Source organism: Azoarcus sp. DN11 (assembly GCF_003628555.1).
Taxonomy (GTDB): domain Bacteria; phylum Pseudomonadota; class Gammaproteobacteria; order Burkholderiales; family Rhodocyclaceae; genus Aromatoleum.
On record NZ_CP021731.1, the window covers coordinates 4,323,974 to 4,347,123 of the forward strand.

At 70.0% G+C, this 23,150-nt stretch carries 20 protein-coding genes and 2 riboswitches; of the genes, 16 read left to right on the top strand and 4 right to left on the bottom strand.

Going from position 1 to position 23,150, the window contains the following annotated elements; translation table 11 throughout:
• Positions 1–9: 9 nt before the first annotated feature.
• A complete protein-coding gene (locus tag CDA09_RS20100) occupies positions 10–1,143 on the bottom strand; it encodes a M48 family metallopeptidase (RefSeq protein WP_121430268.1) in 1,134 nt (377 codons plus the stop codon).
• A 331-nt stretch (positions 1,144–1,474) separates the two neighbouring features.
• On the opposite strand from CDA09_RS20100, the gene CDA09_RS20105 reads away from it, so the two are divergent.
• Positions 1,475–2,998, top strand: coding sequence for a DEAD/DEAH box helicase (locus CDA09_RS20105; protein ID WP_121430954.1), 1,524 nt, complete (start codon positions 1,475–1,477; stop codon positions 2,996–2,998).
• A gap of 23 nt (positions 2,999–3,021) precedes the next feature.
• On the opposite strand, the gene rquA is transcribed toward CDA09_RS20105, so the two are convergent.
• Positions 3,022–3,714 (bottom strand): rhodoquinone biosynthesis methyltransferase RquA, encoded by a 693-nt coding sequence (gene rquA / locus CDA09_RS20110; protein ID WP_286164262.1) that lies wholly within the window; start codon positions 3,712–3,714, stop codon positions 3,022–3,024.
• 165 nt (positions 3,715–3,879) lie between these two features.
• A riboswitch (cobalamin riboswitch) is annotated at positions 3,880–4,100 on the top strand.
• A gap of 160 nt (positions 4,101–4,260) precedes the next feature.
• Here rquA and cobM point away from each other — a divergent pair.
• The 15 genes from cobM (at position 4,261) to dinB (ending at position 20,057) form a co-directional block, all read left to right on the top strand.
• Positions 4,261–5,067 carry a precorrin-4 C(11)-methyltransferase gene (gene cobM, locus CDA09_RS20115; protein WP_121430270.1) on the top strand — a complete coding sequence of 269 codons (807 nt, stop codon included), beginning with the start codon at positions 4,261–4,263 and terminating at the stop codon, positions 5,065–5,067.
• Positions 5,067–6,041, top strand: a complete 975-nt coding sequence (locus CDA09_RS20120; protein WP_121430955.1) for a sirohydrochlorin chelatase — start codon at positions 5,067–5,069, stop codon at positions 6,039–6,041. Before cobM ends, CDA09_RS20120 begins: the two co-directional genes overlap by 1 nt.
• Before the next feature lie 3 nt (positions 6,042–6,044).
• Positions 6,045–6,731 (top strand): precorrin-8X methylmutase, encoded by a 687-nt coding sequence (locus tag CDA09_RS20125; RefSeq protein ID WP_121430271.1) that lies wholly within the window; start codon positions 6,045–6,047, stop codon positions 6,729–6,731.
• 21 nt (positions 6,732–6,752) lie between these two features.
• A complete protein-coding gene (locus CDA09_RS20130; RefSeq protein ID WP_121430272.1) occupies positions 6,753–7,916 on the top strand; it encodes a cobalt-precorrin-5B (C(1))-methyltransferase in 1,164 nt (387 codons plus the stop codon).
• Positions 7,895–9,202 carry a precorrin-6y C5,15-methyltransferase (decarboxylating) subunit CbiE gene (gene cbiE / locus CDA09_RS20135; RefSeq protein ID WP_121430273.1) on the top strand — a complete coding sequence of 436 codons (1,308 nt, stop codon included), beginning with the start codon at positions 7,895–7,897 and terminating at the stop codon, positions 9,200–9,202. The genes CDA09_RS20130 and cbiE overlap by 22 nt, the downstream gene beginning before the upstream one ends.
• A complete protein-coding gene (gene cobI / locus CDA09_RS20140; protein WP_121430274.1) occupies positions 9,195–9,983 on the top strand; it encodes a precorrin-2 C(20)-methyltransferase in 789 nt (262 codons plus the stop codon). The genes cbiE and cobI overlap by 8 nt, the downstream gene beginning before the upstream one ends.
• Positions 9,980–10,753 carry a cobalamin biosynthesis central domain-containing protein gene (locus CDA09_RS20145; protein ID WP_164844447.1) on the top strand — a complete coding sequence of 258 codons (774 nt, stop codon included), beginning with the start codon at positions 9,980–9,982 and terminating at the stop codon, positions 10,751–10,753. Before cobI ends, CDA09_RS20145 begins: the two co-directional genes overlap by 4 nt.
• Positions 10,750–11,166: a cobalamin biosynthesis protein gene (locus tag CDA09_RS23420; protein WP_164844448.1), complete on the top strand. Its 417-nt coding sequence runs from the start codon at positions 10,750–10,752 to the stop codon at positions 11,164–11,166. The genes CDA09_RS20145 and CDA09_RS23420 overlap by 4 nt, the downstream gene beginning before the upstream one ends.
• A gap of 43 nt (positions 11,167–11,209) precedes the next feature.
• A complete protein-coding gene (locus CDA09_RS20150) occupies positions 11,210–11,395 on the top strand; it encodes a CbtB domain-containing protein (RefSeq protein WP_121430275.1) in 186 nt (61 codons plus the stop codon).
• Positions 11,396–11,409: 14 nt separating this feature from the next.
• Positions 11,410–12,204, top strand: a complete 795-nt coding sequence (locus CDA09_RS20155) for a CbtA family protein (RefSeq protein WP_121430276.1) — start codon at positions 11,410–11,412, stop codon at positions 12,202–12,204.
• 158 nt (positions 12,205–12,362) lie between these two features.
• A complete protein-coding gene (gene cobJ / locus CDA09_RS20160) occupies positions 12,363–13,343 on the top strand; it encodes a precorrin-3B C(17)-methyltransferase (protein WP_121430277.1) in 981 nt (326 codons plus the stop codon).
• Positions 13,344–13,403: 60 nt separating this feature from the next.
• Positions 13,404–13,658: riboswitch (cobalamin riboswitch) on the top strand.
• Positions 13,659–13,840: 182 nt separating this feature from the next.
• Positions 13,841–15,970: a TonB-dependent receptor gene (locus CDA09_RS20165; protein ID WP_121430278.1), complete on the top strand. Its 2,130-nt coding sequence runs from the start codon at positions 13,841–13,843 to the stop codon at positions 15,968–15,970.
• 8 nt (positions 15,971–15,978) lie between these two features.
• Positions 15,979–17,544 (top strand): PepSY domain-containing protein, encoded by a 1,566-nt coding sequence (locus CDA09_RS20170; RefSeq protein WP_121430279.1) that lies wholly within the window; start codon positions 15,979–15,981, stop codon positions 17,542–17,544.
• Positions 17,541–18,836 (top strand): acetyl-CoA hydrolase/transferase family protein, encoded by a 1,296-nt coding sequence (locus CDA09_RS20175; RefSeq protein ID WP_121430280.1) that lies wholly within the window; start codon positions 17,541–17,543, stop codon positions 18,834–18,836. Before CDA09_RS20170 ends, CDA09_RS20175 begins: the two co-directional genes overlap by 4 nt.
• 81 nt (positions 18,837–18,917) lie before the next feature.
• The gene (gene dinB, locus CDA09_RS20180; protein WP_174718464.1) at positions 18,918–20,057 is read left to right on the top strand and encodes a DNA polymerase IV; all 1,140 of its coding nucleotides are present in this window, start codon (positions 18,918–18,920) and stop codon (positions 20,055–20,057) included.
• A 15-nt stretch (positions 20,058–20,072) separates the two neighbouring features.
• On the opposite strand, the gene CDA09_RS20185 is transcribed toward dinB, so the two are convergent.
• Positions 20,073–21,299, bottom strand: a complete 1,227-nt coding sequence (locus CDA09_RS20185) for a type III PLP-dependent enzyme (protein ID WP_121430282.1) — start codon at positions 21,297–21,299, stop codon at positions 20,073–20,075.
• Positions 21,290–23,116, bottom strand: a complete 1,827-nt coding sequence (locus CDA09_RS20190) for an IucA/IucC family protein (RefSeq protein ID WP_121430283.1) — start codon at positions 23,114–23,116, stop codon at positions 21,290–21,292. The genes CDA09_RS20185 and CDA09_RS20190 overlap by 10 nt, the downstream gene beginning before the upstream one ends.
• Positions 23,117–23,150: the final 34 nt, after the last annotated feature.

Sequence of the window (23,150 nt, forward strand, 5' to 3'; positions counted from 1 at the left end):
GCGGGAACCTCAGGCGCGACGCGCGCGCTCGTAGCGCCGGCGCCAGTCGCGCCGCGAGTCCTGCCACCACGCGCGGTCGAAGACCCACGACAAGGTCGGCAGGAGGGGGCCGAGGTGGGTGTTCGCCAGCGACTCGCCGCCGCACACCGGCACGGCCGGGTCGACGCGCAGCACACGCAACCGATCCGCCAGGGTCGGATGGAAGTCCGCGGTCGAGGCCGTGCCGCCGAACATGTCGCGGATGTCCACCGGGCCGGGTTCCGGGCGGCGGAAGCCGGCCATCACCCCGAGGCCCATCTCGCGGAAGGGGCGCACCAGCGGCTGCGGTGCCGTGCGGCTTTGCTCCATGATCTTGCGCCAGTAGTCCTCGTTGAGGAAGCGCTCCTTCAGCGCGACCTCGACGAGCGCCTCGCCGACCCGGCGCGCCCCGACGACGCGCGCCGCGCCCGCGTCCGCTTCGAATTCCTCCAGCCGCGACAGGCGCATCGCCGCGCGCAGGTCGCCCGCGGACCAGCGTTCAAGCACGCCGCCCATGCGCGGCATGTCTTCGATGCAGCGGTCGAGCGCACGGAACCACCACGCGCGCAGGTGCCCCCACCATGCGTGCACGCCCCGGCGCTGCGCCGCGAGGTGGGCAAATTCGTGCGCGAGGATGGCGCCGAACTGGCGCCGCGAGACGCTATGGGCGAGCGGCAGTCCGATCATCAGGTGGGTTTCGAGCGGCCCGACCCAGCCCCAGCGTGGGCGCTGCAGGATCGCGGCGTTCATGTCGCCGACCACCCACACGGCGTCGATGCGGATGCTGCCGAAACGCTTGCCCATGCTGTCCACGAGTGCGAACAGTTCTTGCGCGAGCTCGCGCGGCAACCGGACGCCATCCGGCTTCGCCGTCGGCGCGAAAAGCCAGCCCAGGATCAGCGCGCACGCGGCGAGCGCGACCAGGAAGCTGACCACTGCGGCCAGGGCGTGGGCAACGTCGCCGTCGACCAGCGCCGCCCACGTCCAGCCCACCAGCAGCACCGCTGTCGCGCCAAGAACGGCCGCGAGCAGCGTCATCGCCGAAAGGCCCACGGTGGCGCGCAGGCCGAGTGTGCGGGCGAGGCGGGCGCGGGTGAGCGAGAGGCGGGTTCGGACGGCTGCCATGAGCGGTACTCCGCTATAAAACCTTGCTGGAAACACGGAATATACTGAACCAGCGATAAACGCAACAGTGCACCTTAGTAATACGCGCACCCACAAATTGCATATAAATCAAGGCTAAAGCCGCGAAAACCGGAACTGCGCGAGGCACCTACCGCTTGCTGCGGCGCAAGAAGGATGTGTACAATTACAACACCTGCGCGCCTTGCCAATCGGCCGCAGCCTTCCCCTAACGACCGCTGACGACCCGTTTTCCCGGTCGCACGTCCCCCGCCCGCCTCGATTGGTGCCGCTCGCAACGCAGCGGCAGGCCGTCGCTGGAGCATCCCACTTGATCAATTCCGAAGCATCCTTCGCCAGTCTCGGACTGGCCGAACCTCTTTTGCGCGCCATTTCCGAGTCCGGCTACACGCGGCCGACGCCGATCCAGGCACAGGCGATTCCGCTGGTGCTGGCCGGCGGCGACCTGCTCGCCGCGGCCCAGACCGGCACCGGCAAGACCGCCGGCTTCACGCTGCCGCTGCTGCACCGCCTGTCGACGACGCCCGCGGCGGCGAAACCCGGCCGCCCGCGCTGCCTGATCCTCACCCCGACGCGCGAGCTCGCGGCGCAGGTCGAGGAATCGGTGCAGACCTACGGCAAGCACCTGCCGCTGACCTCGATGGTCATGTTCGGCGGCGTGAACATCAATCCGCAGATCGCAGCACTGAAGAAGCGCGTCGACATCCTCGTCGCGACGCCGGGGCGCCTGCTCGACCACGCCGGGCAGAAAACGATCGACCTGTCGGGCGTCGAGATCCTCGTCCTCGACGAAGCCGACCGCATGCTCGACATGGGTTTCATCCGCGACATCCGCAAGGTGCTCGCGCTGCTGCCGAAACAGCGCCAGAACCTGTTGTTCTCGGCGACCTTCTCGGACGAGATCCGTTCGCTCGCCAACGGCCTGCTCAACAATCCGGGCTGCGTCGAAGTCGCGCGCCGCAACACGACCACCGAGCTCGTCGAGCAGTCGGTGTATCTGGTGCCGCAGAAGCAGAAGCGCGACCTGCTGGTGCATCTGGTGAAGGAGCACGACTGGCACCAGGTGCTGGTGTTCACGCGCACCAAGCACGGGGCGAACCGGCTCGCCGAATACCTCGGCAAGCACGGCATCCCGGCCGCCGCGATCCATGGCAACAAGAGCCAATCGGCGCGCACCAAGGCGCTGTCGCAGTTCAAGGACAACTCGCTGCCGGTGCTCGTCGCGACCGACATCGCGGCGCGCGGCCTGGATATCGACCAGTTGCCGCAGGTCGTGAACTTCGAGCTGCCGAACGTGCCGGAAGACTACGTGCACCGCATCGGCCGCACCGGCCGCGCGGGCGCGACCGGCAAGGCGATCTCCCTGGTCGACAGCGAGGAGAAGCCCTACCTGGCGTCGATCGAGCGCCTCATCAAGCGCACCATTGATCGCACCCCCGTGCCGGCCTTCGTGACGCACGCCCCCGACCCGGGCGACAACGACCGCCCGCCACGCGACCCGCGCCAGTCCGGCCGCCGTAACGACGGCCGCGCACCGCGCCAGCCGCAGTCGGAACGCCCGGCGCCCCGTGCGCAAAGCCATGCGCCGAACCGCCAACCGGTACGGCAGGGCGAAGCGGCCGGAGCGGGGAACCGTCCAGCGCGCCCCGAAGGGCAGAACGGCCGCAATCCGCGCGCCGGCGAGCCGAACGCGAAGCGCCCGCAGGACGCCGGCGCAAACCGCGCCCCGCGATCGGCGGAAGCACCGCGTCAGCCCGCGCAGCGTCCGGAGGCGGGCCGTCGTCCCGCGCCGCGCGCGGCGCTCTTCAACGCCAAACCGGGCAGCCGCGGCGACTGAGCATCACCCGCGGCCGGCGCGGCTCAGCCGCGCCGCACCCCGACGAGCTTCTGGTAAAGACCACCGAAACAGGTGGTCTTTTTCCATGTAAAGGCCTCGCCCAGCGGCGATAGCGTGGTGATGTCGGTGTCGAGCAGCGAGGGCGCGAACGGCTCGAGCCAGCGGAACACCTGCGCCATGATGGGCCGCAAGGGGTGCCACGGGCGGGTGCGGTGGTAATCGACGAACACGATCTTGCCGCCCGGACGCACCGCCCCCAACAGGTTGTGCACGATGCACGCACGCTCGATCGGCGGCACTTCATGCAGCAGGAAGAAGCAGCACACGGCGTCGCTGGCTTCGGCGACGACGCAGCCGGGCCGCGCCAGATCGCCCTGGCGTACCTGCGCGTGCGCGAGGCCGTCGAGCTTGCGGCGGGCGTTGGCGACCTGGATCGGCGCGACATCGACGACGTCCAGTGCCCCTCCGGGGCCGACGCGCTCGGCGAGCATGCGCGAGAAGCGGCCATACACGCAGGCCGCCTGCAGCAGCCGCTCCCCCGGCGAGAACTCCTCCACCGCCGCGCGCATCAGGCGCTCGGCGTTACCCCAGAGGATCGCGGAGACCACCAGCGAGCGGTCGAGCCAGGGCAGCGTGCGACGGCTCAGGTAGGCCCAGTGATAGGTGCGCGACAGATACGACGGGACGGCACCGGCGCTGGTGACGGGTGGCGTCATGGCGGAATCGGCGGAAATCTGTGTCATATCCGCCAGCATAACCGTATCCGCATCGCGGCGGAACGCGGCCTGCATACGCCGGGATATTTCGCGGGGCCGGCCGGCAAAACGACCGGCAAATTGACGCAACAGGCTCTTGCATTGCACCTCGAGCTTCGCCTATTCTTCGCGTGTTTCGATCCGGGTTCCCTGCCGTGCAACCGCACGACGGGGTGAAACGGGAAGTCCGGTGACGTCCGGGAGCGCATGCTTCCGACCAGTCCGGCGCAGCCCCCGCTGCTGTAAGCCTGACGGATCCGCCACACGCCACTGAGCCCTGCGCTCGGGAAGGCGGCGGAGTCCGGGAGAAGGCAAGCCAGAAGACCGGCCCGATCGAGTAAGCAGTTTCGTTTGCCCCGGGGTGTGGGCGTGTCACTGGATTCCGATCGCGGCTGTCGCGGGCTTTTCCCCCTCTGCCGCAAGCATCGATCAGATTCAGCTTCCTTCCGCTTCCCGGTGCGTTGTTTCCATCACACGCGCGTCGTGAATGCGCGTCGGGGAGTCGTCATGCAATCCGATCACAAGCCCGGCACCGTGTGGTTCGTCGGCGCCGGCCCGGGCGATCCGGACCTGATCACCGTGAAAGGTCGTCGCCTGCTCGAACAGGCGGGCGGGATCCTGTTCGCGGGCTCGCTCGTCGACCAGGCTGCGACACTCCATGCGCCCGAAGGCTGCGCGATCCGCGACTCGAAGGACATGACGCTCGAGCAGATGGGCGCGTGGCTGATCGACGCCGCGTCGCGCTGCGAGACGGTCGTACGTCTGCAGACCGGCGACCCCGGACTCTACGGCGCGCTGGTCGAGATGACGCGGCTCCTTGATGCGGCCGGCGTGCCGTGGAAGGTCGTGCCGGGGGTGTCCTCCGCGCTCGCCTCGGCCGCCGCGGCGGGCGAGACGCTGACGCTGCCGGAAGTCACGCAGACCGTGATCCTCACGCGCGTCGCCGGCCGCACGCCGATGCCCGCCGGCGAGGAACTCGATGCGCTCGCGGCGCACCGCACGACGCTGTGCATCTTCCTGTCGATCACGCTGCTGCACGAGGTGCAGGACGCGCTGCGCCGCGCCGGCTGGCCGGAGGACGCGCCGATCCTGGTCGTGCAGAAGGCGAGCTGGCCGGGCGAGGAGAAGATCGTCCGCGGCACGCTCGCCGACATCAAGAAGAAGTGCCAGGCCGAGAAGATCGCCTCGCAGGCGATGATCATCGCGAGCCCGGCGCTGGGCGCGCGTGACTGGCCCGAGATTGCCCGTTCCAAACTCTACGACCCGAGCTTCAGCCACCGCTTCCGCCGGGCCTCCGTCACGGAGAACGCATGATGCACGACACCACCATCCTGCTGGTCGGCCACGGCTCGCGCAACCGCGCGGGCAACGACGAGATCGAGCACTTTGCCGCCGAGTGGCGCGCGCGCCGCCCGGAGTGGCGCATCGAGGCCTGCTTCATCGAGTACGCCGACGTGCTGCTCGACACCGGGCTGGATCGCGCCGCGGCGGGAGCGAAGCGCGTGATCGTGATCCCCTTCATCCTGAATGCCGCGGGCCACGTGAAGATGGAGATCCCGGCCGCGATCGGGCATGCGCGCGAGCGCCATCCGGGGGTTGCCTTCGGGTGCACGCGCCACCTCGGCATGGGGCGCGAGATTTTCGACGTGCTGATGGGCCGGCTCGACGGGCTGATGCACGCGCTGCACGTGCCCGATCCCTGCACGACCGGCGTGATCCTGCTCGGCCGCGGATCGTCTGATGCCGGTGCGAACGGCGAGCTCGCGAAGATGGCGCGCTGGGTGTTCGAGGCCACCGACCACGAGCTCGTCGACCTCGCCTTCACCGGCGTGACCTGGCCGCGGCTGGAGACCGCCGTGCAGCGCCAGGTGCGCCTGGGCATGACGCAGATCGCGGTCGTGCCGGTGTATCTCTTCACGGGCGTGCTGATCGAGCGCATCGACGCGCAGCTCGCGCGCCTGCGTGCGCAGTATCCGCAGATCGCGTTCGCGCTGGGCACGCATTTCGGTTTGGATAAAGGGATCTTCGAGCTGGTCGAAGCGCGCGTCGCCGGCGCCGCAAGCGACGAAGAATCGCTGCTCGAATGCGACGGCTGCAAGTATCGCCTCGCTGCCGAGGCCGAGCACCTGCACGACCATAGCCATACCGCCGGTCATCACGACCATGCCGGGCACGACCACCCTCATCACCACGATGGCGGCCATGACCACCACGGTCATGACCACGGCCACGCCTGCTCCCACAATCACGCGCCGCACGCCGGCTGCGCTCACCACGCTCACGCCTAAACCATGAACAGCAACGTCGTCACCGAACAGCTCACCGCCGCCGGACGCGCGATCGAGCACGATTCCTTTGCGATCATCGACGCCGAGGTCGGCAGCCACGAGTACCGGCCGGAGCAATGGCCGGTCGTGCGCCGCATGATCCACGCGAACGCGGACTTCGAATTCAACGGCCTCACGGACTTCCACGCGGATGCGGTCGCGGCGGGTCTGGAAGCGATCCTCGCGGGCGGCACGCGCGTCGTCGCGGACGTCGAGATGATCTGCGTCGGGCTGTCGGCCTCGCGCCTCGCGCACTTCGGCATCACGACCCATCAGTTCATTTCGGACGAGGACGTGATCGAGCAGGCGAAGGTCGAGGAGACCACGCGTGCCGTGCAGGCGATGCGCAAGGCCCATCGCCAGGGACTGCTCGACGGCGCGATCGTCGGCATCGGCAACGCGCCGACGGCGCTGATCGAGGTCGTGCGTCTGATCCGCGAGGAAGGGGCGCGGCCGGCGCTCGTGATCGGCATGCCGGTCGGCTTCGTGTCGGCGGCGGAGTCGAAGGACCTGATGGCGGAAGTCGCCGATGTGCCGTGGATCGTGATCCGCGGGCGCAAGGGCGGCTCGACGCTGGTCGTCGCGGCGATCCATGCGCTGCTGGGCCTGGCGGAAGCGCGCCAGCGCGAGCAGCAGGCGTCGGCGGCGTAAACGAACATACGGAGTCGAACGATGGCAGCGGGTCACGCCGTGCCGGAGAAAGTGCGCAAGGGCGACGCGAAGCGCGAGCGCGGCAACCGCTCGGGCTTCACGACCGGCGCGAACTCGGCCGCCGCGGCGACCGCGGCGACCCTCGGCCTTGTGCACGGCGCAGTGCCGGCCGAGATCGAGTGCGTGCTGCCGAACACGACACACGTGACGTTCCGCATCACCGACGGGCGCGTCGAAGGCGATTGCGCCCACGCGGTGAGCATCAAGGACGCGGGCGACGACCCGGACGCGACCGACAAGGCGCACCTGACCGTCGACGTGCGCCGCATCCGCGCCGGCGGCGGTGAGGTGATCCTGAAGGGCGGGCCGGGCGTGGGCGTCGTCACGAAACCGGGGCTCGGGCTCGAAGTCGGCGGTCCGGCGATCAACCCGGTACCGCGCAAGAACATCTGCGAGAACGTCGCGCGCGCCGGCGCCGCGATCCTCGCCGCGGGCGACAGCCTGGAAGTGACGATCTCCGTGCCGGGCGGCGAGGAGATGGCGAAGAAGACGCTCAATGCGCGCCTCGGCATCCTCGGCGGCATCAGCATCCTCGGCACGACCGGCATCGTGCGCCCGTTCTCCACGGCCGCGTGGCGGGCGAGTGTGGTGCAGGCGATCGAAGTCGCCGCCGCCCAGGGGCAGACCACGGTGGTGCTGACCACTGGCGGGCGTACCGAGAAAGGCGCGATGCGCGTGTTCCCCGAACTCGACGAAGCCTGTTTCGTCGAGTTCGGGGACTTCGTCAAGGCCTCCTTCACCACCGCGGTCAAACTGGGCATGCGCCACATCGTGCTCGGCGCGATGGTCGGCAAGCTGACCAAGATCGCGCAGGGCCTGTCGGTGACGCACGCGTGGCGCGCGGAAATCGACCGCGCGCTGATCGCTGATGCTGCAATCGAAGCCGGCGCGCCACCCGATGTCGTCGAGCAGATCCGCTCCGCCGAGACCGCGCGCTTCGCTGCCGAAAGCCTCGCCGAACTGGGGCTCACCGTGCCCTTCCACCGCGCCCTCGCGCTGCGTGCGATCCGTTCCTTGCGCGAACGCTATCCCGGCCCGTACCGCCTGACTGTGCTCGCGTTCAACTTCGAAGGCACACCCATCGTCACCGTGGAGGAATCCGAATGTCCGCCCCCCGCTGCCTGATCCTGGGCATTCTCGACGACGGCTGGGAGGGGCTTTCGGCCGCCGGCCGCGCCCGCCTCGCCGCGAGCCGCATCGTGATCGGCGCGCGCCGCACGCTGGATCTCGTTGCGCCGCATCTCGGTGCCGACGTCGAACTGCGCGACATGGACGGCGCGCTCGGCAAGACGCCCGAATGGGTGCGCGCCGCGCTCGCCGACCGTCTGCCGGTGACCCTGCTCGCGACCGGCGACCCGCTGTGCCACGGCATCGCACGCTTCCTCGTCGACAAGCTCGGGGCGGAGAAGATCGAGGTGCAGCCGGCGCCGTCGACTGTCGCGCTCGCCTGTGCGCGGCTGAACAAGACCTGGCAGGACGCGGCGATCCGCTCCTGCCACGGTGCCGACGCCGGCGAATGGTTCGACGGTGCGACGCCCGGACACGGCCTCTACGGCATCGTCCGGGCGGTCGCCGAACACGCGCGTGTCGCGTCCTTCACGAGCCCGGCAAACAGCCCGGACCGCGTCGCGCGGGCGCTCCTCGCGGCGGGCTACGGCACCGACGTGCGCATTTCGGTCGCGGCACGCCTGTGCCTGCCGGATGAAGCGATCTTCGCCGACCTCACGCTCGAAGACGCTGCCGCGCGTGAGTTTCCCGATCCCAACATCGTCGTCATCGACCGCGCAGCCGTGCCATCCCCGCGCGCGGTGTTCGGTTTCGAAGATTCCGACTTCGTCCAGCGCCAGCCCGAAAAGGGTCTGATCACCAAGCTCGAAGCGCGCGCGGTGTCGCTCGCGAAGCTCGGCCTGCGCGCCGACAGCCTGGTCTGGGACATCGGCGCCGGATCGGGTTCGGTCGGGCTGGAAGCCTCGCGCATCGCCCGCCTCGGCCACGTCTGGGCGATCGAGAAGAACATCGGCGACGCCGCGAACGCGCGCGAGAACGCGAAGCGCCTGCAGGCGACGAACTACACCCTCGTCGAAGGCAAGGCGCCCGACGGTCTCGACGCCTGGCCCGATCCGGACGCGGTCTTCATCGGCGGCTCGGGCGGCGAACTCGCCGGCCTGATCGAGCTGATTCTCGCGCGCCTCAAGCCCGCCGGCCGCCTCGTGATGAATTTCGTGACGATCGAAAACCTCGCGACCGCAACCGCCGCGCTCGCCGCCGCGGGCGCCCAGTGGGACGTGACGATGCTGTCGGCCGCGCGCAGCCAGCCGATCCTCGACATGCACCGCCTCGCGGCGCAAAACCCGGTGTGGATCGTCACCGCGTACAAGAACACTCCCCAAGCAGAGAACAACAATGAATGACGCCCTCCCCACGCCCCGCTACGGCCGCCTGATCGGCGTGTCGCTCGGTCCCGGCGATCCCGACCTGATCACGCGCCGCGGCTGGACCGCGCTGCAGTCGGACGCGCGCTGGACCTATCCGGTGAAGAAGGCCGAGGAACGCTCCTACGCGCTCGACATCGTCGTGCGCGCCGGCCTCGACGTGCCGGCCGACGCCGTCGAACTGGTGTTCCCGATGACGCGTGACGCGGTGGCGCTCGCGAAAGCCTGGACGCGCGCCGCAGTCCGCACCGCCGAACTGCTCGCCGAAGGGCGCGACGTCGCCTTCCTCGTCGAGGGCGACGCCTCGACCTACTCGACTTTCCGCCACCTCGCCCGTGCCGTGCGCGAGCTCGCGCCCGAAGTCGAAGTCGAGACCATCGCCGGCGTGAGCTCCTTCGCCGCCGCAGCCGCCTGCGCCGACATCGCGCTCGCAGAGGAGGACGAAACGGTCGCGGTGATCCCGGCGGCCTACGGCGTGTCGGTGATCGACCACCTGCTCGACGAGTTCGACACGCTGGTGCTGATGAAGGTGAAACCGTTGCTGGACGAGGTGCTCGATCTCCTCGAAGCGCGCGACTTGCTCGCGACGAGCTGCTTCATCGAGAAAGTCGGCTCGCCCGAGGAGCGCGTCGTCAAGGACGTCGCGAGCCTGCGCGGCGAGAAGGTCAATTACCTGTCGCTGCTGCTCGTGCAGAACCCCAAGCGCGCGCGCGGCGAGCTGCGTCGCGGCTGCCGCAAGCGTGCCGAGGCCACGGCATGAGCGCGCAACTGCCCTTCCCGAACGAACGCGTCGCGATCGTCTCGATCACGAAGCACGGCATCGCGCTCGCCGGCCGCGTCGTCGCGGCGATTCCCGGCGCCCGCCTGTTCGCCCCCGAGAAATTCCGCGCCGAAGCCGAAGCCGCCGCGCCCGGCGCCGCCGCCTGCTACACCGGCAAGACCGGCGACCAGATCCCGGCGCTGTTCGCAGGCTTCGACGGCATCGTCGCGATCGTCTCGCTCGGCGCCGTCGTGCGCCTGATCGCGCCGCACCTGAAGGCCAAGGAGCAGGACCCCGGCATCGTCGTGCTCGACGAAGGCGCCCGCTACGCGATCCCGATGCTGTCCGGTCACCTCGGCGGCGCCAACGCGCTCGCCGGCGTGCTCGCCGCAGCGCTCGGCGCCCAGCCGGTGCTGACGACCGCATCCGACGCGCGCGAGACGCTCGCCGTGGATCTCCTCGGCCGCGAGCTCGGCTGGACCTTCGACGCGAGCCACGACGAGATCGTGCGCGCGAGCGCCGCGGTCGTGAACGACGAGCCCGTCGCGCTCGTGCAGGAAGCCGGCAGCGTCGACTGGTGGACGCGGCACGCGAATGGCCGCAGCGGCCCGCTCCCCGCGAACCTCAAGCGCTTCGCGCGCCTCGAGGACGTCGATCCCGAGAAATTCGGCGCCGTGCTGTGGATCAGCCGGCGCGATCTGCCTGCCGGCTGGGCCGAACGCCTCAAAGGGCGCCGCGTGATCTACCGCCCGCCGCAGGAGGCGGCGTGAGCGCGTCACGCAATCCTGTCGCTCTCGGGCTCGGCTGCGACCGCGGCACGCCCGCGCAGACGATCGCGCGCGCGATCGACGAGGCGCTCGCCCAGGCCGGCGCGAGCCTCGCCGACGTACGCGCGGTCGCGAGCATCGACCTCAAGGCCGACGAGCTTGGGTTGCTCGAAATCGCGACGAACCTCGGCTGGACCATCGCCTTCCATCCGGCGGCGGCACTCGCCGCCGTGCCGGTGCCGAATCCGTCGGAGACGGTGCGCCGCTACACCGGCACGCCGTCCGTGTCGGAAGCCGCAGCCCTGATCGCCGCCGGCACGGATCTCACGCAACTCGTCGTCGAAAAACACAAGCTGCGCGGACCTGACGGCCGCAACGCCACGGTGTCGGTCGCGCGCATGCCGGCATCGAACTGAGTTTCAAACGCTGTCCCACACCCATCGAAGAAGGAGAACCACCATGCAACAGCAAGCCACCCTCGAAATCGCCCGTCCGAAGAGCGCCCTGATGGCGATCGCGATGCCCGTCGTCACCGCCGCGCTGCTCGGCGCCGTGATCGTCTACGGTGTGGGCTTCAGTCACATCGCCGCGGCCCACAACGCCGCGCACGATACGCGTCACTCCAACGTCTTCCCCTGCCACTGAGCCCGGAGCCGGACATGCTGTTCCGCCGTATCGTCCTGTGCGCCCTGCTGGTCGGGGCGCTCGCCGGCCTGCTCGTGAGTGCCGTGCAGCACTGGCAGGTCATCCCGATCATCGCCGCCGCGGAAGTGTTCGAAGGCTCGGCCGAAGCGCCTGAAGCCGCCGAACCCGCTGCCGCGATGGCTCATGACCACGACGACGCCCATGGCGCCGTCCACGTCCATGAGGAAGCAGCCTGGGAGCCCGCAGACGGCACCGAACGGCATGTCTGGACCTTGATCGCCAACGTGCTGACCGCGATCGGCTTCAGCCTCGTGCTGATCGCCGCGATCACGACGTGGGAACACCTGCGCGGCCGCCGCGTCGCCTCGGCACGCAGCGGCCTCGTGTGGGGCGCCGCCGCCTGGCTGTGCGTCTTCGCTGCGCCCTCTCTGGGCCTGCCGCCCGAGATCCCCGGCACCGCCGCTGCAGCGCTGGAAGCACGCCAGACCTGGTGGCTCATCACTGTCCTCTGCTCCGCGACCGGCCTCAGCGTCCTCGCCTTCGTCCCCGGCCGCCTGCGCTGGCTCGGGATCGCCCTGCTGGCCCTGCCCTACGCGCTCGGCGCACCGCATATCGACGGTGCCTTCGCCGCCTACAGCGATGAAGTGGCACGCCAGATGGAAGTTCTGACCGGCCAGTTCGCCATCGCCACCGCAATCTCCAGCGCGATCGAATGGCTTGCCCTTGGCAGCCTCGCCGGCTGGGCGGTCGCCCGCTGGGTGCGCCCGGCGCTCGCGACGCAGGGAACCCCGGCCACCGCCCGCGCGTAGGGCGGAAGCGCGAAGCGTCTTCCGCCGCATGGATAGTCATCGACGACACACGCGGCGGATAAGGCTCCTGCACCACATTTGACACGCGACCGTCGGCCACCCGGCGGAAAACGGCGGGATTTCATCCCGCCCTACGCCCTCAACAAAGAGAGAACACCATGAGCACAGGCAAGATCATGCTGGTCGGCCTCGGGCCCGGCAGCGTCGAGCACATGAGCGGCCGCGCCCGCGCCGCGATCGCCGAGGCCGATACCATCATCGGCTACGTCACCTACATCCGCCTCGTCGCCGACCTCGTCGAAGGCAAGGAGGTCGTCAAGAAGTCGATGACCGAGGAGCTCGACCGCGCGATCGAAGCGCTCGACCGTGCCAAGCAGGGCAAGAAGGTCGCGCTGATCTCCTCGGGCGACGCCGGCGTCTACGGCATGGCCGGCCCGACTTTCGAAGTGCTGTTCCAGGCCGGCTGGACGCCCCCCACGGGCCAACCCGGCGACATCGAAGTCGAGATCGTCCCGGGCGCCTCCGCGCTGAACACCTGCGCGGCGCTCGTCGGCGCGCCGCTGACGCACGACTTCTGCGCGATCTCGCTGTCCGACCTGCTGACGCCTTGGCCGGTGATCGCGCGCCGTCTCAACGCGGCCGCCGCGGCCGATTTCGTCGTCGCGCTGTACAACCCGAAGAGCGGGCGCCGCGCACGCCAGATCGTCGAGGCCCAGCGCCTCTTCCTCGCGCACCGCCGCCCGGACACGCCCGTCGCGATCGTCAAATCCGCCTATCGCCCCAAGCAGCGCATCGAATTCACGACGCTCGACAAGATGACCGAGTGCGACATCGGCATGTTGAGCACCGTGCTGATCGGCAACTCGAACACCTTCATCCGCGACGGCCTGATGGTCACGCCGCGCGGCTACGCGAACAAGTACGACGTCGAGGCGGGCACGACGCACAACGGCGAAAAGGCCGGCCGCTCGCTGTCGACCGGCCTCGACGGCTGGCTCGAAAGCCTGCGTGCGAGCGGCGAGAGCGCCGACGAACTCGCCCGCCGCCATGCGCTACCGGTCGACTACATCCTCGCTGCGCTCGCCGATGAGGCCGTCGACGAGGACGACACCGCCGCCGAAGGGGAAGTGCTCGCATGAGCCGCCCGGGCCAGGCCGCGAACTGCCGGGAGGGCGCACCGACCACCGTTTGACGCGCTTTTCCCCCATTTTCCAGCAGGTGCCCGCCAGAACGGCGGGTGAAACGGGAACAGGGTGCGCCGGCAGAATTCCCCGCCGGCCAAGCCCTGGCTGCCCCCGCAACGGTAGGCGAGTGCGGGCGGATCACGGGCCATCTCCCCGATGGCCCGGCCACTGTGCCGGACGCGTGCAGCCCACGAGGCTTCGCGCACGGCATGGGAAGGCGATCCGTCAAGACTCGTGAGTCCGGAGACCGGCCTGCTGGTGTTCCGATCCCGCCGCGCAATTCTGCGCCCGGGATCAACCATGCGACCGGCCGCGGGGATGCGGGCGGAGCAAGGCTAGCGTGCCCCGGCCGCCGACCGCCTGACCGCGGGAGGTTGTCGCCCGCGCTCCGCGAGGACGCCGCGCCCCTGCTTCGCCTGCCCGTCCGGTCGCTTCACGACTGGAGTCATTGCATGCAGAAGCACCGTAGTTCCCCCGTTCGCCGCATCCCGTTCGCGCTTCGCCCGCTCGCCGCGAGCCTCGTGCTCGCCCTGTCCGGCGGCCTTGCGCACGCCGACGACAAGGTCTTGACGGCAGTTCAGGTTTCGGCGCGCGCCGAGCCCGACGCCGGCCTCGATCTCGACCGCCCGGGCGCCACGGGATCGCGCCTCGGACTGAGCCTGCGCGAGACGCCCGCGAGCGTCGACGCGCTCGACGTCGAGACGCTGCGCGAACGCGGCGACCGCAGCGTCGCCGACGCCGCGACGCGGGCCGTCGGCCTGAGCTTCATCGGCACGCCCGGCAGCGGCCAGGCCTATTCCAGCCGCGGCTTCACCGGCAACAACTCGGTCGCGCAGGCGGAGGACGGGCTGCGCCTCGCCACCGGCGCGGGCACCCTCACCTATCCGTCCGACACCTGGGGCTACGAGCGCATCGAGATCCTGCGCGGCCCGGCCTCGGTGCTGTTCGGCGACGGTGCGGTCGGCGGCATCCTCAACCTCGTGCGCAAGGCGCCGACGCGCGGGCGCCACCTGGACGCAAGCCTCACCGCCGGCAGCCGCGGCGAATACCACATCGGCGTCGGCGGCTCGACTGCCGTGGGCGACGCCGCGGCGCTGCGCCTCGACGCCGCCGTCGCGGGCGGCGACGGTTTCATCCACCGCGGCGAGCACGACAACCGCAATCTGATGAGCACGCTGCACCTCGCGCCGCGGGCGGACCTGCAGATCGACCTGAGCGCAGACCTGTCGCGCGAGAATCCCACCGCCTACTTCGGCACCCCGCTGCGCAACGGGCGCATCGCCCGCGACCTGCGCCACGAGAACTACAACATCGACGACCCGCGCTACGCGCTCGACGACGACCGGCTGCGCGCCCGCATCGAATGGCAGGCGGGCGGGGGCTGGACGCTGCGCAACGAGACCTATCGCTTCGCCGCCGACCGCCACTGGCGCAACGTCGAGCAATACGCACTCGACAGCGCCACCAACGCGGTCACGCGCACCGGCTATCTCGAAATCCTGCATCGCCTCGAACAAGCCGGCAACCGGCTCGAACTCGCGCACGAGGGCACGCTCGGCGGCATGCGCAACCGCTTCGACGTCGGCTGGGAATTCATGCGGGTCGACTTCCGCCACACCAACAACTCGCCTTACCGCGGCAAATCCGTCGTGCCGGCCCGGGACTTCGAACCGGGCCGCTTCGACAGCCCCGATCCGACCCGTCCGAAGTTCGATACCGAGACGCGGCAGCAGGCCGTGTTCGTCGAGGACGCGCTGCGCGTCGGCGAGACGCTGACCCTGGTGGCCGGCCTGCGCCACGACCGCATCGCCGTCGCGCGCGACGAACTCGTGTCCGGCCAGGATTTCGACAAACGCTTCAATGCCAACGCCGTCCGCCTCGGCGCGGTCCATGCACTAACGCCGGCGACGAGCCTGTACGCGCAGGCGAGTACCGGCTCGGATCCCGTCACCAGCCTCGTGTCACTGAACCTCGCCAACCGCAACTTCGACCTGACCCATGCGCGCCAGACGGAAGCCGGCGTCAAGCAATCGCTCGACGCGCTGCACGGCGAATGGACGGCCGCGGCCTTCCACATCCGCAAGGACGACATCGTGACGCGCGATCCGGCGAACCCGGGCATCAGCGTCCAGGGCGGCACCCAGTCCTCGCGCGGCATCGAAATCACCGCGAGCATCGAGCCCGTGCGCACCTGGCGGATCGACGCGAACGCGACGGTCCTCGATGCCCGCTTCGACGAGCTGGTCGAGGCCGGCGGCGCCTCGCGTGCCGGCAACACCCCGGCAAACGTCCCCGAACGCCTCGCAAACCTGTGGGTGAGCCACGTGGGCGCGGGCTGGGACGCCGGCATCGGCGCCCGCTACGTCGGCAAGCGCTACGGCGACAACGCCAACACCCTCCGGCTCGACGCCTATACCGTGCTCGACGCCACGCTGGGCTGGCACCTCGACCCGCGCACGGCACTGCGCCTGAACCTGCGCAACCTCACCGACCGGCTCTACGCGACCGCGGCCTACGGCAGCACCCAGGTGCTGCTCGGCGCCCCGCGCAGCGTGGAACTGACCGCCGACCTGCGCTTCTGAGGTCCGCCATGCGCCTGCCCCGCCTGCTTCATCTCGCACACCGCTGGCTGGGCATTGCGCTCGGTCTGCAGATCCTCCTGTGGTTCGCGTCCGGCGTCGTGATGCTCTACCTGCCCTTTCCCGAGCTCACCGCAGCCGAACGCCTGCAGCACCTGCGACCGATCCCGGCCGCGTCGGTCAGCGTGTCTCCGTGGCAGGCGTGGTCGGCGCTCGGCTTGCACGGCAACCCGGACGAGCTGCGCCTCACCGCGGCGCCGCAGCGCCCGGCCTACCATTTCCTCGCCGAAGACGGCTGGCGCAGCGTCTGGGCCGACACCGGCGAACCGCGCGCGCCGGTGTCGGCCACCGACGCCGAAGCGGCCGCCCGCAGCTTCGCCGCAATGCCGGTCGGCGCCGCAACCGAGCTGACGCAGGACCAGTGGACCCTCGGGCGCAGCCTCGACCCCTACCGCCCGCTTTATCGCGTACCGGTCGGGGACGCGGCCGCCACCGAGCTCTACGTGTCCGCCCGCACCGGCGAAGTGGTGCGCGACACGACGGCCGTCGAGCGATTCTGGAACTGGCCGGGCAGCATCGTGCATTGGGTCTATTTCAGCCCCCTCCGCACGCACGCGGAACTGTGGCGCCAGCTGGTGCTGTGGCTGAGCGCCGCCGCAGGCCTGCTCGTGCTCACCGGCACCTGGCTCGGCGTGCAGCGCCTGCGCCTGCGTCGGCGCTATCCCGGGGGGCGCGCGACGCCCTACCTGGGGTGGAAGCGCTGGCACCACCTCGGCGGACTCGCAGCCGCACTGTGCACGCTCACCTGGCTGCTGAGCGGCTGGCTCTCGCTCGCCCCCTTCGGCTGGGCGAAAGGCAGCGCACCGAGCCGCGAGGATCGGCTCGCGCTCGCCGACGGCCCGCTGCAACGCGAGGAACTCGCGACACTGCCGGGCCCGCTGATCGCACGGCACACGGACGTGCGCGAAGCGCGCTGGCAGCGCTTCGACGGCCGCGCGCTGCTTCTGCTGCACCGGCCCGATCATCTCCTGCGGCAGCCGCTCGACGGCGGCGCGGCCGAAACCGGCCCGATTCCCGTCGCGACAATGCTCGCCGCCGCCCCGCGCCTGCGCCGTGACGATCGCATCCGCGACGCCGCGCGCCTCGACGCGGGCGACAACTACTACTACAGGCAGCATCCCGGCCTGCCCTTCCCGGTGCTGCGCGTGCGCTTCGACGACGCGGCGAACAACGCCTTCTACCTCGACCTCGCCACAGGGCGTATCGCCGCGCGCCTCGACGACGACGGCCGGCGCCACCGCTGGCTCTTCAACGCCCTCCATCGCCTCGATTTCCCCCCGCTCGACTCGTCCCGCCCCTTGCGCTACGCTCTTGTCATCGCCCTGTCCGCGCTCGGCGCCGCACTCGGCGCCAGCGGCTGCGTACTGTCATGGCGTCGAATACGGCGCCACCGCCGAAGTGCGGCCGGCAATAGCAATACGTATGCATATTCAAGCAATACGCATGCGTACGGATATGCATATCGTCGCAGCGGAATCGATGCACCGGCAATCGACACCAGGGAGAGGGAATCATGAACGTACACGTCCAGTATCAGCAGAAAAGGATGAGCGCCGCGGACGCTGCCGGACTCGTGCAATCCGGCGACACGATCGTCGTACCCACCGGCGTCGGGGAGCCGCCCACGCTGCTCGAAGCCCTCTCATCGCGCCGCCAGAGCCTCGAAGGCGTCGTCGTCAGCCAGATCCTGCCGCTGCGCAAGTTCGGCTACTACGATCCCGAGACCGTCGCCAACGTGCGCCACAGCGCCTACTTCTTCGGCGGCGCCTCGCGCCCGGGCGGCCAGGCGGGCTGGGTGGACTTCCTGCCCAACTACTTCTCCGAGATCCCGCAGCTCATCGAGCGCGGCCTGACGCCGGCCGACGTCGTGTTCTCGATGGCCTCGCCGATGGACGAGCACGGCTGGCTCGCGCTCTCGCTTGCGCCCGACTACACGATGGCCGCGGTGAAGAAGGCGCGCGCGGTGATCCTCGAAGTGAATCCGAACGTCCCCTTCGCCTACGGCGACTGCCACATCCACATCTCGCAGGTCGCGGCACTGGTCGAAAGCGACGCCCCCATCCTCGAAGTCGGCCTGCCGACGATCGGGCCGGTGCAGGAAGCGATCGGCAAGTACATCGCCGACCTCATCGACGACGGCGCGACGCTGCAGATCGGCTACGGCGGCATCCCCGACGCGGTCGTGATGCAGCTCAAGCACAAGCACGACCTCGGCATCCACACCGAGATGATCGGCGACGGCATCCTGTCGCTGATCGAATCCGGCGCCGTGACGAACCGCCGCAAGACGCTCAAGCCCGGCAAGATCCTCGCGACCTTCGCGCTCGGCTCGAACAAGCTCTACCAGTACATGCACCGCAACCCGACGCTGGAGATGCACCCCGTCGACGTCACCAACGACCCGTACTACGCCGCGCAGAACGACAACCTCGTCGCGATCAACGCGACGATGCAGGTCGACTTCCTCGGCCAGTGCGGTTCGGAAAGCCTCGGCCCCTCGCCCTACTCCGGCACCGGCGGCCAGGTCGATTTCGTGCGCGCAGCCAACCGCTCCAACGGCGGCAAGGCCTTCATCGTGCTGCCCTCCACCGCCAAGGACGACACGATCTCGCGCATCGTGCCGACGCTGACGCCGGGCACGCACGTCACGACGAGCAAGAACGACATCAACTACGTCGTCACCGAGTACGGCGTCGCGCAACTGCGCGGCAAGACGGCGAAGCAGCGTTGCGAAGCGCTGATCGCCATCGCGCATCCGGACTTCCGCGGGGAACTGCGGGAAGCCGCGAAGCGGATGAACCTGCTGTAAATTGACCTCCGCCCGTTCCGACGAGCAGGCGAATCCGCCCGCTCGTCCCCCGCGCACGTCCCGTTGCCGCAAAATATCGCCATGCAACGCCGCATCGCCCACCTCGACATGGACGCCTTCTTCGCGTCCGTCGAACTCCTGCGCTACCCGCAACTCGCGGGGCTCCCCGTCGTCGTGGGGGGCCGGCGCGGCACGCTTGCGGGCGACCGGATCGAGGACTTCCCGCGCCTGCGCGACTACGTCGGGCGCGGCGTCGCCACCACCGCCACCTACCCCGCCCGTGCGCTCGGCGTGCATTCCGGCATGGGGCTGATGAAAGCGGCCGCGCTCGCCCCCGACGCCATCCTGCTGCCGGCCAACTTCGACGACTACCTCCGCTACTCCCGCCTCTTCAAGGCGGCCGTCGCCGGGATCGCCCCGTTGATCGAGGATCGCGGCATCGACGAGATCTACATCGACCTCACCGACGTGCCGGGCGAGACGGTCGAGCTCGCCCAGCGCATCAAGGACGCCGTGCGTGCCGCGACCGGACTCGTCTGCTCGATCGGCATCACCCCCAACAAGCTGCTGTCCAAGATCGCCTCCGACCTCGAAAAACCCGACGGCCTCACCGTGCTCGACGATGCCGACATTCCGACGCGCATCTGGCCGCTCGCCGCACGCAAGATCAACGGCATCGGCCCGCGCGCCGGCGAGAAACTCGAAACGATGGGCATCCGCACCATCGGCGAACTCGCCGCCGCGGCGCCGGAAAGTCTGATAGCGGAATTCGGCCAGCACTACGGGCACTGGCTCACGGAAGTCGCGCACGGGCGCGACGAGCGCCCCGTCGTGACGGAACGCGAAACCAAGTCGATCAGCCGCGAAACCACTTTCGAGCGCGACCTCGACGCGCGCGCCGACCGCGACACGCTGACCGAAATCCTCGTGAAGCTGTGCGAGCGTGTCGCCGGCGACCTCAAGCGCAAGGGCTACGTCGGCCGCACGATCGGCCTCAAGCTGCGCTACGACGACTTCCGCACCGTGACGCGCGACGTGACGAACGAGGAGGCGACCGACGACGCGTCAACCATCCTCGCCGCGGTGCGCAGCTGTCTCAAGCGCGTGCCGCTCGACCGTCGCCTGCGCCTGCTGGGTGTGCGGGTCGGCACGCTCGCGCCGCCCGGCGAGGCCGGCCCCCGCCCGCCGCAACGGGGCGAGAACCTGCGGCTCTTCGATTGATGCCGGAAGACCCGCTCAGGGCACCCCGGCCGGCAGGTAGAGCTGCGGCGGATGCGGATGGCGCAGGAAGTCGTGGTGCGAGATGTGCCACGCGTAGGCGCCCGCGTACGGAAACACCAGCAGATCGCCGACGCGCACGTGCTCGACTGCCGCGTCGCTCGCGAGCACGTCCTTGGGCGTGCACAGCTGGCCGACGACATTGACGCGCGCCTCGCGCAGTTCCGGCCGTGGCCACGGGTGCGGCCAGTCCTCCACCGCCAGCACGCGGAACGGATGGCTGTGGCCTTGCGCGTAGGGCGTGCGGAACTGGTGCGTGCCGCCGCGCGCAACGACGAAGTTGCCGCCGAAAGCCGCCTTCACGTCGAGCACCTGCATCGCGTAGTAACCGCAGAAGGCACTCACATAGCGCCCGCACTCGAAGCGCACGGCGAGTCCGTCGCGCTGCGCCGACAGCGCCGCGAGCCCCGCGGCGAAGGCCGGCCAGTCGAACTGGCGCTCCGGCTCGCGGTAATTCACGCCGATGCCGCCGCCGACGTTCACGTGGTCGAGCGCCTCCAGGCGGTACTCGACACGCCAGCGCCGCACCTGCGCGAGGTAGGCTGCGAGCAGGCGCAGGTGCGCGGCGGCGTCGAGCTGGTGCGACATCAGGTGGAAATGGAAGCCGCGCAGCCGGATCTCGGGGTGCGCAGCCAGCCAGTCTAGGCAGGCCGGCAGCTGGTCGGCCGCGATGCCGAAGGGCGTCGGGCGCCCACCCATCATCAGCGTCGTCGCGGCCAGGTCGTCGAGCGCGAGATTCACGCGCAACAGCACCGGCGCCACGACGCTACGCTCCCGCGCCAGCCACGCGAGACGTTCGAGCTCGTGGCGGCTCTCGACGTGCAGCGCGTCCACGCCCAGTTCCAGTGCCTGCGCGAGCTCGGCGTCGGTCTTGCCCGGCCCGCTGAAGATCACCGGCACGTCGGCGAAGCGGGCGCGCACCCAGGCGAGCTCGCCGCCGGACGAGACCTCGAAGCCGTGCGTGAGCGGCGCGAGCGTCTCGAGCACGGGCAGCTCGGAGTTGGCCTTGATCGCGTAGAAGAGCTCGAAGCCCGCGGGCAGCGCCGCGCGCATGCCGGCGGCGTGGCGACGCAACGCCTCGAGATCGTACACGTAGGCGCTCAACGGTCCGTGCGCCTCGCCGAGCGCCGCGCGCAGCCGCTCGAAGACCGGCGTCCAGTGCAGTCCGTCGGGCGTCAGCGCCATGCCGCCTCCCCGCCCGTCAGCGCGATCGGGTTCGTCACCGGCACGTAGGTCGAGGCGCGGTCGGCGCGCGCGAAGAAGCGGTTGCTGAAGTTGGTCTTCGCCGGGAAAGGCGCGCCGGCGAGCAGCGCATTGATGCGCCGCGCGGAAGCGGCATTGCCGTGGCACGCTTGGTAGCGCTGCAGATGGTGGCGCACGACGGCCCACAGCCGCTCGCCCAAGCCCGCGCGCGCCGCACCCAGCTGGGCGACGACTTCGCACAGGTTGTTCACGAACACGCAGTAGGCGATGCGCTTCCAGCCGAGCTCCTCGTCGTACCACAGCGAGGCGCGCGCGCGTTCGCTGATGCCGGGCATCGTCGCCGCGGGATGGCGCCCGGGCGTGAGCTTCACGCCTTCGAAGTCGCGCAGGAAGAGCTGTGCCGGCCAGCCGTCCTGCAGCCCCAGCACGACGTTCTGCAGATGCGGCTCGAAGACCACGCCGTGCGCGAAGAACAGGTGGAAGACCGGATCGATGAGCTGCTCGACGTAGGCCGAGAACCAGCGCTCGGTGACCGCCTCGACGCTGCCGCCCTCGCGCGCGGCGAGCCCGGCCAGCAGGCGGCGCATGCGCGCCTCGCCGTAATAGTGGTTGCCGAACAGCGAGCCCGCGAGCAGCGGCACGCTCGCCGGCGCACGCAGGCTATCGACGCTCGCGCGCAGGATCAGGCCGAAGCCCTCGATCACTTCGCGGTTGCGCTCGGCGTCGGCGTTCTTGAGGTCGACCGACAGGAAAGCCGGCTCCTCCATCAGCGCGAGGCCCGGAAACAGGCGCGCGAGCTCCGGCTGTAGCGGCCGCAGCACGCGGTTCACGTGCAGCGCGCTTTCGAGCTCGTACCACGCGTTCTTGCGCACGCAGTTGGTGATGCGGATGTTCAGCGACAGCTTGTAGAAGTATGGATTGCCGGGCTGGTAAAGAGTGCGGATCGACGAGGTCGGGTAGAACTCGGCCCCCTGCACGCCGAGCTCGCGCAGCCGGCCGCGCGCGAGCGCCTCGCGCACGAGCGGATGGGCGCGCAGGAATCCGGCCTGCCACGGATGCGCCGGGACGGCGACCCAGCCCTCGGGCACTTCGGGGGCGGCGGGCGCGATCAGCCGGTCGCAGTCTTGTGCGAGCAGCGATTGCTGCACGACATCCTCGCGCCGCACGGCGAACCACGCCAACGCGAAGCGCGTGCGCAGCTCCGGCGAGTAGCGGCGCAGGTCGTCCGCGGAAAACCCCTGGCGGCTCTTGGGCGTGGGGTGGAAGGGATGGCCGAATGTGAGCGACTGCTCCGAGTCGAGGTAGGCCTCGACCGGATCCGCCGGAATCGCGTCGGGCACGGGCAGCGCGAGCGCCGCGGTGCCGACCGCGACGCTGTTGCGGATCTGCGCCATCAGCTCGGCGTTTGGCGCGGCGTCGTGGCGCAAGCCCGTCTCGCGCAGCAGCAGCGCGGCGAGCCCCTCCCAGTCGAGCAGTCCCCACGGACGGTTCTCCGCCTTGTGGAACACCGGCGACGTATAGCGGTAGTTGCCGGTCACCGAGGCGCTCTCGACCACCGTCAGCAGGCGGTCGCAGGTGTGCGGCAGCTGCACCTGCAGCACCTGCCCGCCCTCGCGCTGCAGCGTCAGGCGGATCGCCGCCGGCCAGTCGTTCTGGCCGAAAGGCGGGCCGACGCGCAGCTCGCCTTCGGGCGCGGCGATCTCGCGGCAGTAGCAGTTCAGCAGCGTTTCCTGGCAGCGGCGCTGCGCCGCGAGGGCCGCCGGGTCGATGTGTTCGGCGGTATTGAGTCCGGATTGCATGGCGATGTCTCCCAGGGCCGCGCGCGGCGGCCAC